The organism is Bradyrhizobium sp. HKCCYLS20291 (genome assembly GCF_051167715.1).
In the GTDB taxonomy this organism is placed as follows: Bacteria; Pseudomonadota; Alphaproteobacteria; order Rhizobiales; family Xanthobacteraceae; genus Bradyrhizobium.
This window is the reverse complement of record NZ_JBNPTO010000020.1, coordinates 117,783-127,975: the sequence shown is the minus strand read 5'-3', so window position 1 is coordinate 127,975 and position 10,193 is coordinate 117,783. Positions and strand designations below refer to the sequence as shown.

The 10,193-nt window shown below is 67.3% G+C and carries 9 protein-coding genes; 1 reads left to right on the top strand and 8 read right to left on the bottom strand.

From position 1 onward, the window contains the following. Window positions 1–219 precede the first annotated feature (219 nt). Together ACQR07_RS31680 and ACQR07_RS31675 are read right to left on the bottom strand one after the other, a co-directional pair. Window positions 220–1,059 carry an NlpC/P60 family protein gene (locus ACQR07_RS31680; RefSeq protein WP_434905980.1) on the bottom strand — a complete coding sequence of 280 codons (840 nt, stop codon included), beginning with the start codon at window positions 1,057–1,059 and terminating at the stop codon, window positions 220–222. Beyond that, a complete protein-coding gene (locus ACQR07_RS31675; RefSeq protein ID WP_434905979.1) occupies window positions 1,052–2,434 on the bottom strand; it encodes a leucyl aminopeptidase family protein in 1,383 nt (460 codons plus the stop codon). Before ACQR07_RS31675 ends, ACQR07_RS31680 begins: the two co-directional genes overlap by 8 nt. A 163-nt stretch (window positions 2,435–2,597) precedes the next feature. Between ACQR07_RS31675 and ACQR07_RS31670 the strand changes: the two genes are divergently transcribed. Then, window positions 2,598–3,419, top strand: coding sequence for a tetratricopeptide repeat protein (locus tag ACQR07_RS31670; RefSeq protein WP_434905978.1), 822 nt, complete (start codon window positions 2,598–2,600; stop codon window positions 3,417–3,419). A 6-nt stretch (window positions 3,420–3,425) separates the two neighbouring features. Here ACQR07_RS31670 and ACQR07_RS31665 read toward each other — a convergent pair whose 3' ends face one another. From ACQR07_RS31665 to ACQR07_RS31640, 6 genes are all read right to left on the bottom strand, one after another. Continuing rightward, a complete protein-coding gene (locus tag ACQR07_RS31665; RefSeq protein WP_434905977.1) occupies window positions 3,426–4,664 on the bottom strand; it encodes a Zn-dependent hydrolase in 1,239 nt (412 codons plus the stop codon). A gap of 63 nt (window positions 4,665–4,727) precedes the next feature. Then, window positions 4,728–5,702: a type II secretion system F family protein gene (locus ACQR07_RS31660; protein WP_434865602.1), complete on the bottom strand. Its 975-nt coding sequence runs from the start codon at window positions 5,700–5,702 to the stop codon at window positions 4,728–4,730. A gap of 8 nt (window positions 5,703–5,710) precedes the next feature. Continuing rightward, window positions 5,711–6,685 (bottom strand): type II secretion system F family protein, encoded by a 975-nt coding sequence (locus ACQR07_RS31655; protein ID WP_434905976.1) that lies wholly within the window; start codon window positions 6,683–6,685, stop codon window positions 5,711–5,713. A gap of 11 nt (window positions 6,686–6,696) precedes the next feature. Further along, window positions 6,697–8,157, bottom strand: a complete 1,461-nt coding sequence (locus tag ACQR07_RS31650; protein ID WP_434905975.1) for a CpaF family protein — start codon at window positions 8,155–8,157, stop codon at window positions 6,697–6,699. A 21-nt stretch (window positions 8,158–8,178) separates the two neighbouring features. After that, entirely contained in the window at window positions 8,179–9,447 is a 1,269-nt protein-coding gene (locus ACQR07_RS31645; protein ID WP_434905974.1) for an AAA family ATPase, read from the bottom strand. Then, window positions 9,444–10,181 (bottom strand): CpaD family pilus assembly protein, encoded by a 738-nt coding sequence (locus ACQR07_RS31640; protein WP_434905973.1) that lies wholly within the window; start codon window positions 10,179–10,181, stop codon window positions 9,444–9,446. The genes ACQR07_RS31645 and ACQR07_RS31640 overlap by 4 nt, the downstream gene beginning before the upstream one ends. Window positions 10,182–10,193: the final 12 nt, after the last annotated feature.

Genomic DNA, 10,193 nt, shown 5'->3' with positions numbered 1-10,193 from the left:
TCGCTCCGCTCAGAGAATCATATTCGCACCACGGCTGGCATCAAAAGATTCACAGCCTCGTAGGGTGGGCAAAGGCGCGTGGCGAAGTGGCCAATTCAATCACCGCTACTGGCGCGCCGTGCCCACCATGCCTGCCGGGTGCGCGCATCGAAGATGGTGGGCACGTCGCGACGCGCGGCGCTGGCGCGTCGCGATCGCGCCTTTGCCCACCCTACGAACTCAGCCGAGCCGCTTGATGGCGAGCACCTCGCTGCCGCTCGCCTTGATCCGCGCGATCGCCTCGCGCGTCGGCTCGATCGCGGTTGCCATGTGAAACGCGTTGGCGTGCACGATCGTGTCGGCATCGCGCACGATGGCCACATGGCCCTTCCAGAAGATCAGATCGCCGCGGTGGAGCGGCTCGCCGCTGTCGAGCTTTCGCCCGAGCGCCGCGAGCTGCATGTCGCTGTCGCGCGGGCAACTCACACCCGCGGCATTCAGCGACACCTGCACCAGCCCCGAGCAGTCGATGCCGAGGCTGCTCTTGCCGCCCCACAGATAGGGCGTGCCGAGGAAGCGCTCGGCGACCGCGACGTAGTCGGGCGCGACATGGTCGAGATCAGCAACGTGCTGCTTCGGCACGAACCAGCCCTCCTGCGTGACGACGAAGCCGGCGTCCTCACGGCTCACCGCAACGGCCGATCCCATCAGCAGCGTCTCCACCGGCGGCAGCTTGATCGACGGTCCCGGAAACGCGAAGCTGCGCAGCGCGCTGATCCTGTGCGTCGGCGCAGCAGTAGGCGCAGCCAGCGCGGCCTCCGGCAGCCAGCCGACATAGCCATCGGCTGCGAGCTGGCCCCAGGCCCAGCCCTCGCCGTTGCGATCGTAGACCGTGACGCGCTCGCCCTTCAGCGCCTGTGTCGCGAGCTCCGCGCCGGATTGCGGCTGCTGACGCAACGGCGCGATCGCATCGGTCACGACGAGCGTCTCGCCGTCGACGAAGCGGTCGGCGGTGACCTGCCTCTGCAGATGCTTGGCCGCGATGTCGCCGCGGGCTGGTGTCAGGCGCGGATCAGCCATAGCGCTCGCTCAAGAGCTTGTAGAGCGCGCGCGCCGCCTGGCACTCGCCGCCTTCGGGACGGCCGGGCTTGGCCGACGGTGTCCAGGCGAAGATGTCGAGATGCAGCCAGCGTGTCGTCGGCTCGACGAAGCGCTGCAGGAACAGCGCGCAGGTGATCGAGCCGGCGAAGCCGCCCGACGGCGCGTTGTTGAGGGTCGCGACCTTGGAGTCGAGCCACGCATCATAGGGCGCCCACAGCGGCATCCGCCACAGCGGATCGTTCTCGGCGGCCGCGCAGCGCGCGACGTCGGCGGCGAGCGCCTCGTCGTTGGTGTAGAACGGCGGCAGCTCGGGACCGAGCGCGACGCGCGCCGCGCCGGTCAGCGTGCCCATGTCGATGAGGAGGTCGGGCTTGTCCTCGTCGGCCAGCGCGAGTGCATCGGCCAGGATCAGCCGGCCCTCGGCATCGGTGTTGCCGATCTCGACGGTAAGGCCCTTGCGCGAGGGAAACACATCCATCGGGCGGAAGGCGTTGCCGGCGACGGAATTCTCGACCGCCGGGATCAGCACGCGCAGCTGTAGCTTGAGCTTCGCGTCCATCACCATCTGCGCCAGCGCCAGCACATTGGCTGCGCCGCCCATGTCCTTCTTCATCAGCAGCATGCTGCTGGACGGCTTGAGATCGAGCCCGCCGGTGTCGAAGCACACGCCCTTGCCGACCAGCGTGACCTTGGGATGCGATGGATCGCCCCACACAAGCTCGATCAGCCGCGGCGCCCGCGTCGAGGCGCGGCCGACGGTGTGGATCAGCGGATGGTTCTGCGCCAGCAGATCGTCGCCGACGATGCTGCCGAAGCGGGCGCCGAAGCGGTCGGCGACCTGCTTCGCGGCGGCTTCGAGCTCCTCCGGCCCCATGTCGTTGGACGGCGTGTTGACGAGATCGCGCGCCAGCGTCGCCGCCTCGGCGAGGCGGTTCAGCTCGGCGGCATCGACACCGTCCGGCGGCACGAGCCGAACCTCGGGCGTCTCGGACTTGCGGTAACGGCCGAAGCGATAGCTGCCGAGCGCGAAGGCCAGCGCGGCGAGCCTGCTATCGTGCGGTGCGTTGGCGAAGCGGTAGGTGCCGGCCGGCAGCAGGCCGGGCAGGGTGCCCGGGCGGAACAGGTCGCGGTGCCTGGCGTCGTCATCCTCGATGCCGAACAGCACCTGCGCGATGCGCCCCTCGGCATCCGGGAGCATCAGGCAGCTGCCGGGCTTGGCGCCGTAGACATTGGCCTCGGCGAAATTGCGCGCCGGCGCGGACAGGCCCTGCTTGATCCCCGGCCAGCTCGACTTCGTCACGAAGGTGATCGGGATGGCGGATGCTGTGGGAGCAGTCTCGAACATCGACGGCATGCCTAATGGTTCCTTGAGGGGCGCGCTGTGGGCAGACTTCGCAGAGTTTGCCGGCCGCCGCAATCGCGCCGGCCGACGCCTGCATGGCGCCATTAACCGGCTGTTAGCGTTAACAGTTTATTGCTGTCGCGTTCAATCCGCTCGTCCCTCGAGTCCCGTGACCATGCGTCAGCAGCCTCCCATCGCCCGGCTCTTCGCCTCCGTTGCGCTCGCCGCACTTCTCGTTGCCGGCCTCGGCGGCTGCCAGACCGTGTCCGACGTGACGGGATCGCTGGGCAGCCGCGCCGAGCCGCCGCCGGCGACGCCGCAGCGCGCGGCGGAAGTCTATGGCGAGCGCTATCGCGCCAATCCGAAGGATGCGGTCACTGCCGTCGCCTACGGCCAGGCGCTGCGCAGCAACGGTCAGCGCGAGCAGGCGGTCGCGGTGCTCGAGCAGGCGACGCTCGCCAATCCCGGCAACAAGACCGTGATGGCCGCCTACGGACGGGCGCTCGCGGACAATGGCAATTTCAAGCTGGCCTTCGACGTGCTGTCGCGCGCGCACTCGCCCGAAAATCCCGACTGGAAGCTGCTGTCGGTGCAGGGCACCGCGCTCGACCAGATGGGCCGTCACGACGAGGCGCGGCGCTACTACGAGAGCGCGCTGAAGATCGTTCCGGGCGAGCCGTCGGTGCTGTCGAATCTCGGCCTGTCCTACATGCTGACGCGGGAGCTGCCGAAGGCCGAGGAGGCGCTGCGCCAGGCCTACGGCTCGCAGCGGGCGGATGCGCGGGTGCGTCAGAACCTGGCGCTGGTGATCGGCCTGCAGGGCCGCTTCGCCGAAGCCGAGCAGATCGCGCGCGCCGACCTGCCGCCCGACGAGGCCGCCGCCAACGTCGCCTATCTGAAGCAGATGATCCAGGGACAGAGCCAGGGTCAGGGACACGGCAAGGGCAAGGCGCGGTCGGCGACGCCGATGGCGGCGCTGAATCCGCCCGACGAGTGAGCGCGGCTACGGCGTGCCGGCCAACAATCGTCGGCATGCGTCGACGAACACGTCGGCGCCGGTGATGATGTCGGCGTCGGACGTGTTCTCCGTCCAGTGATGGCTGATTCCGCCGATCGACGGCACGAACAGCATCCCGGCCGGCATGATGGTCGCCAGCACCTGCGCGTCATGCCCGGCGCCGCTCGGCATGCGTAGCGATTGGCCGCCGGCGAGATCACGGCTCGCGGCCTCGATGGCGTCCTGGAACGTGGCGTCCATTATCGCAGGCGCGCCGGTGCGGATGCATTCGACGGCGACCGGACACGGGCCTGCCGACGTGGCCTGCGCGGCCATCTCGCGCAACAGCGCTTCGAGCCGATCGACCACGGCGGGATTGTCATCGCGGATCTGGAACAGCATCTCGGCGCCACCGGGGATGATGCTCGGCGCGCCCGGATCGAGCGTGATGCGGCCGGTGGTCCACACCGTGCGCGGGCCGCAGGCGGCGGGAAAGCGCGCATCGATCGCCACGCAGAACTTGGCCAGCGCGAGCCCGGCGTCCTTGCGCACGGCCATCCGCGTGGTGCCGGCGTGGTTCTGCGCGCCGGTGAAGGTGATGCGGTATTGCCAGATGCCGACGATCGAGGTGACGACGCCGACCTTCAGGCTGCCGGTCTCGAGCGTATCGCCCTGCTCGATATGGGCCTCGAGATAGCCGATGTGACGACCGCGCGCAGCGTGCACGCGCGGACGTCCGGCGAACCCCATTTCGGCCAGCGCCTCGCGCATCGTGCGCGGGCTGCTGCGGTCGCGCGCGGCGTCAATCTCGGCCTCGCTGACGTCGCCGACATAGGAGCGGCTGCCGAGCATGCTGCCGAAATGGCCCTCCTCGTCGCACCATGAGGCGACTTCCACGGCGCCGCCGATCGACGGATCCGGATTGAGCACGCGCGCCGCCTCGAGCGCGTAGATGACACCCAGCGGACCGTCGAGCCAGCCGGCCTGATTCTGGCTCTCCAGATGCGATCCGGCCAGCAGCTTGGGACCCGGCTTGGCGCTCGTGCCGAGTACGTTGCCGATGCCGTCGATCTCGGGCGTCAGCTGCGCGTCGGGCAGACGCTCGGCGAGCCATGTCAGCGATTGGCGATGGGCCTCGGAGAAGGTCGGCCGGTGGACGCCGGTCTTGTAGGTGCCGAACGCGCGCAAGGCGTTCAGGTCGGCGAGGACGCGGGCGCCGTCGGCGCGGCGGAGCTGGTCGGACATCAGGCGGAGACCTCGGTCATGCTCCGCCTAGCTTCCAGCTGCCCGCGCCGTCTGCAAGCGAAATTACTGCATGGCAGCGACCTTGATGCCGGTCGGTCCCAGAATGACCACGAACAGCACCGGCAGGAAGAACAGGATCATCGGCACCGTCAGCTTCGGCGGCAGCGCCGCGGCCTTCTTCTCGGCCTCGTTCATGCGCATGTCGCGATTCTCCTGCGCCATCACGCGCAGCGACTGGCCGAGCGGGGTGCCGTAGCGCTCGGATTGCTGGAGCGCGAGGCAGACCGACTTGACGCCTTCCAGCCCGGTGCGGCGGGCGAGGTTCTCGTAGGCGACCTTGCGGTCCTGCAGATACGAGAGTTCCGCGGTGGTGAGCGTGAACTCCTCGGACAACGCGATCGACTGGCTGGTGATTTCCACCGCCACCTTGCGGAACGCTGCCTCGATCGACATGCCGGATTCGATGCAGATCAGCAGCAGGTCGAGCGCATCGGGAAAGGCGCGTTTGATCGACAGCTGGCGCTTCGAGATCGCATTGCTGAGGAATAGCATCGGCGCCTGCAGGCCGAGATAGGCCATGCCGACGCAGATGCCGATCTTGACCGGCATCGACTTCTCGAGGTGAGCGATCACGAAGACATAGAGCACCGAGCCCACGAACAGCACCACCGGCGCCACCAGGCGCGCGAACAGGAAGGTGATGTAGGGCGCCTGGCCGCGATAGCCGGCCATGATGAGCTTTTCGCGGGCGGCTTCCTGGGCCAGCCATTTGGTGAGGTTGAAATCATCCACCACCTTGGCGACGAGCTGTTTCGGAGTCTGCCGCAGCGAGACCTTCTCGCCGGCGTTCAGCCGCTCGCGTTCGCGCTGCTTGATCCGCTCGCGCTCGCTGGCGACCGCCTTCATGCGCTTGTTCAGGTTCTCGCCCGCGAACAGCGGCATGATCAGCGTGTAGACGGTGGCGCTCGCCGCGATCGCGGCGAAGAACATCGTCATGAAGTGCGGGTCGTGCAGCTTGGTGACCAGAAAGTCGACCATGGTTCACCTCAGAAATCGAAGTTGATCATCTTCTTCATGACCATGATGCCGATCGACATCCACACCAGGCAGCCGACCAGCATCAGCTGCCCGGTCGGATGGGTCCACAGCAGGGAGATGTAGTCGGGGGTGCTCAGATAGACGAGCAGCATCACGATCGGGGGCAGCGACCCGATGATGCCGGCGGAGGCCTTGGCTTCCATCGACATCGCCTGGATCTTCTCGGACATCTTCTTGCGGTCGCGCAGCACCTTGGACAAATTGCCGAGCGCCTCGGAGAGGTTGCCGCCCGACTTCTGCTGGATCGCGATGACGATGCCGAAGAAGTTGGCCTCGGGCAGCGGCATCCGCTCATACAGCCGGGTGCAGGCCTCGCCGAGCGGCATGCCGATCGCCTGGGTCTCGATGATCGCGAGGAATTCGCTGCGCAGCGGCTCCGGTGCGTCGGCTGCGACCACCTTGATGGATTCGAACAGGGGCAGGCCGGCCTTGATGCCGCGAACGATCACGTCCACCGCATCCGGCAGCGCCGCCAGAAACTTCTTCTCGCGCCGGCCCTTCAGGAACCCGAGCACCCAGCGCGGCAGGCCGAAGCCTGCCGCAAAGCCGAGGCCGATCGCGCCGAGCGGACCGCCGCCGCCGAAGAAGGCGAGGGCGCAGGCGGCCAAGCCGAGAATGCCGGAGACGATCCAGAACTTCTGAACGGTCCAGTCGAGGCCGGCCTGCGAGATCCGCAGGTTGAGCGGCACCTTGCTCTGCTTCTGCGCCTTCGCCTCGAGATCCTTGAGCGAAGATTCGACCTGCTCGCGGCGCGAGCGCTGGGTGCGCTCGGCCTGGCGTACGACGGGCTCCGACTTGGCGACGGTGCTGCGCCGCTGCTCGGCCTTCCGCTCACCCGACAGCAACGGATAGATGAACACCCAGGCGAGACCGCCGATCGCGGTCGCGGCCAGAAAGGCAAGGGCGAGAGCCTGAAGCTTCATCGGTCTGCTCCTCAGTCCTTGCTCGCGACCTCGGCGGCGTCGAGCGCCGCCGCCAGCCGCTTTTCTTCGCCGTAGTAGCGCGCGCGCTCCCAGAACCGCGGACGGCCGATGCCGGTCGAGCGATGCCGGCCGATGATCTTGCCGTTCGCGTCCTCGCCGACCAAGTCGTAGAGGAAGACGTCCTGGGTGATGATGGTGTCACCTTCCATGCCCATCACCTCGGTGATGTGCGTGATGCGGCGGGAGCCGTCGCGCAGACGGGCGGCCTGGACGATGACATCGATCGACGCACAGATCATCTCGCGGATGGTCCGTGATGGCAGCGAGAAGCCGCCCATGGTGATCATGGATTCGCAGCGCGACAATGCTTCGCGCGGGTTGTTGGCGTGGAGCGTCCCCATCGAGCCGTCGTGACCGGTGTTCATGGCCTGGAGGAGGTCGAATGCCTCCGGGCCGCGGACCTCGCCGACGATGATGCGTTCAGGGCGCATACGCAGACAGTTTCTCACCAGTTCACGCATCGTCACCTGGCCCTCGCCCTCGATGTTGGGCGGCCGGGTTTCGAGGCGGACTACATGCGGCTGCTGCAGCTGGAGCTCGGCGGCGTCCTCGCAGGTGATGACGCGTTCGTCGTGGTCGATGTAGTTGGTCAGGCAGTTCAGCAACGTGGTCTTGCCGGAGCCGGTACCGCCGGAGATCAGCACGTTGCAGCGGACGCGCCCGATGATCTGCAGGATCTCGGCGCCTTCCGCCGAGATCGCGCCGAACTTGACCAGCTGATCGAGGGTGAGCTTGTCCTTCTTGAACTTACGAATGGTGAGCGCAGGGCCGTCGATCGCCAGCGGCGGCACGATCGCGTTGACGCGGGAACCGTCGGCGAGGCGGGCGTCGCAGATCGGCGAGGATTCGTCGACGCGGCGGCCGACCTGGCTGACGATGCGCTGGCAGATGTTCAGGAGCTGCTGGTTGTCGCGGAACCGGATGCCCGTGCGCTGGATCTTGCCGTTGACTTCGATGAAGACCGTGCCGGCGCCGTTGACCATGATGTCGGCGATGTCGTCGCGCGACAGCAGCGGCTCGAGCGGACCGTAGCCGAGCACGTCGTTGCAGATGTCGTCGAGCAGTTCCTCCTGCTCGGCGATCGACATCACGATGTTCTTGATCGCGATGATCTCGTTGACGATGTCGCGGATTTCCTCGCGCGCGGATTCGCCGTCCAGCTTGGCGAGCTGGGCGAGGTCGATGGCCTCGATCAGCGCGCCGAAGATCGTCGCCTTGACCTGGTAATAGTTGTCGGAGCGGCGCGTCTCGACGGCCGGCGGCGGTGGCGGGGCTGATCGGGTCGGAGCCAGAGGCGGCGACGACACGGCCGGAGAAGCCGCGCGCGGCGCAGCCGGCGCCGGCTCGGGCGCAGGCGCGGCCGGCCTGAGAGCCCTGGTATCGTTGTCCAATCCGCTACGCTTACCAAACACGACCTAGAACTCCACGCGTGCTTACTTCGCCCTCAGCTTGTCCAGCAGAGGCGACAGGAAGGAGCCTTTCGGCTTCTTGGTCTCGCTGCGGCCGGTGAGCCGCTGCGCGATCTGCAGAAACATCTCCGTCGTCCGGTGATTGGGGGACATTTCCGCGATCATCTGCCCGTTGTTGGCGGCCGCGCCGAACACCTGCGGCTCGAACGGGATCGAGGCGATCGGCTGCGATTCGATCGCCTTGGCGAATTCACTGGCGTTGATCTCCGGCCGCTTGGGCACCCCGACCTGGTTCAAGCAATAGAGCGGCATGCGATCGTTCGGCCGCGCCGCCTTGAGCAGATCGAACATGTTCTTGGTGTTGCGCAGCGACGCCAGGTCCGGCGCGGCCACGATCAGGATGTCGTCGGCGCTGATAAGCGCCCGCTTGGTCCATCCCGACCATTGATGGGGAACGTCGAGCACGATGCAGGGCATCGACGCCCGCAGCGTGTCGAAGATCGCATCGAAGGCTTCGGCGCCGAAATCGTAGACGCGGTCGAGCGTCGCCGGCGCGGCCAGCAGGCTGAGATGGTCGGTGCATTTCGACAGCAGCCGGTCCATGAAGGCGATGTCGACCCGGTCCGGCGAGAATACGGCGTCGGCGATGCCCTGTGCCGGGTCCTGATTGTAGTCCAGCCCGGCGGTGCCGAAGGCGAGATCGAGGTCGGCCACGACCGAATCCATCGCCAGATCGCGGGCGATCGCCCAGGCGATGTTGTGGGCAATGGTCGATGCGCCGACACCACCCTTGGCGCCGACGACCGCGACGATGCGGCCGACGGCCTTGGCCTCGGGTGCGGAGAACAGGTTGCAAATCGAGCGAACCACGTCGATCGGCGTCACCGGAGACAGCACATAGTCGCTGACGCCACGGCGCACGAGTTCACGATATAGCGTCACGTCGTTGACGCGCCCGATCACGACGACGCGCGTGCCGGGATCGCACACGGTTGCGAGATGGTCGAGGCCGGCGAGAATGTCCGTGCGCGCGTCGGTCTCCAGAATGATGACGTTGGGCGTCGGCGCCGAGCGATAGGCTTCGATCGCCGCCGCCATACCCCCCATCTGGATCTTCAGATGCGCCTTGCCGAGACGCCGGTCCTCACCGGCGGCCTGGACCGAGGCCGCGGTTTCCACCGTTTCGCAGAACGCCTGCACCGACACGCGCGGGGCCGGCGCGATATGATCGTCGGCCGGCGGCGGCACGACGTCAGGCTGCTCCTCTTGGGTCTGTCGGGCGTAGCTGATCATTTGCCTGTGTCGCTGAGTTTGGCTTTGTCGGCCTCGGGATAGACGATCGCGGTTGACGTTCCCTTGCGGTATTTGTCGAACAGCGCAGTCCGGCGCGTGGTGTAGGACGGCGTTTCTGCGCGCGGCTGAACGAAATCCGCCGGATTGTCGACCATCGCGGCCATGTTGCGCTGATAGGCGCAGCCGTAGTTCCAATCCGGCTTGTTGTCGAACCAGTTGTTGTTCTTGATCGATGGCCCGAGATCGTCTGGCCAGATCCCGCAGGGGCCGGCGGTGGCCGACAGCTTCGGATAGCTCAGCCGGATCGCCGCCATCTGGCGCGGGTCCTTCGGTTGATAATTTCGGACGGTGACGGCGTGCGGCGGAACACCCGCGGCGGCGAACAGCGACTGGATCTCGCGTATCGAGTCGGATGCCGCGCGCGCGTTGGGCGTCCCGGTCGGGACGTCGGCGCTGATGCCGCCGGTGCCCTGGCGGCCCCAGCTCTGCGCCAGCCCCATCACGTCCGCGCGCTGCTCGGCGGTCAGACCGCCGCGGCCCTGGCCGACGAAGACGACCAGCGAGTCCGGCGCCTCCTGGACCGCGATCGGATGACGCAGCCGGTAGTCGTCGGGAATGCTGGCGATCGTGGCCGCGTCGCGGCCGTGATTGCAGGCGCCGAGCAGGGCGGCGGTTGCGGCCAAGGCAGCCGCGAGTGGCAGACGGCGGCGAGCGGAGCTGGATTTCGTTGTCATCGGTGCAAGTCC

Bases quoted from the DNA above. Each gene is read 5' to 3' on its own strand.
- ACQR07_RS31680 (WP_434905980.1), bottom strand. From the start codon at position 1,059: ATGGCTGATCCGCGCCTGACACCAGCCCGCGGCGACATCGCGGCCAAG.
- ACQR07_RS31675 (WP_434905979.1), bottom strand. From the start codon at position 2,434: ATGCCGTCGATGTTCGAGACTGCTCCCACAGCATCCGCCATCCCGATC.
- ACQR07_RS31670 (WP_434905978.1), top strand. From the start codon at position 2,598: ATGCGTCAGCAGCCTCCCATCGCCCGGCTCTTCGCCTCCGTTGCGCTC.
- ACQR07_RS31665 (WP_434905977.1), bottom strand. From the start codon at position 4,664: ATGTCCGACCAGCTCCGCCGCGCCGACGGCGCCCGCGTCCTCGCCGAC.
- ACQR07_RS31660 (WP_434865602.1), bottom strand. From the start codon at position 5,702: ATGGTCGACTTTCTGGTCACCAAGCTGCACGACCCGCACTTCATGACG.
- ACQR07_RS31655 (WP_434905976.1), bottom strand. From the start codon at position 6,685: ATGAAGCTTCAGGCTCTCGCCCTTGCCTTTCTGGCCGCGACCGCGATC.
- ACQR07_RS31645 (WP_434905974.1), bottom strand. From the start codon at position 9,447: ATGATCAGCTACGCCCGACAGACCCAAGAGGAGCAGCCTGACGTCGTG.
- ACQR07_RS31640 (WP_434905973.1), bottom strand. From the start codon at position 10,181: ATGACAACGAAATCCAGCTCCGCTCGCCGCCGTCTGCCACTCGCGGCT.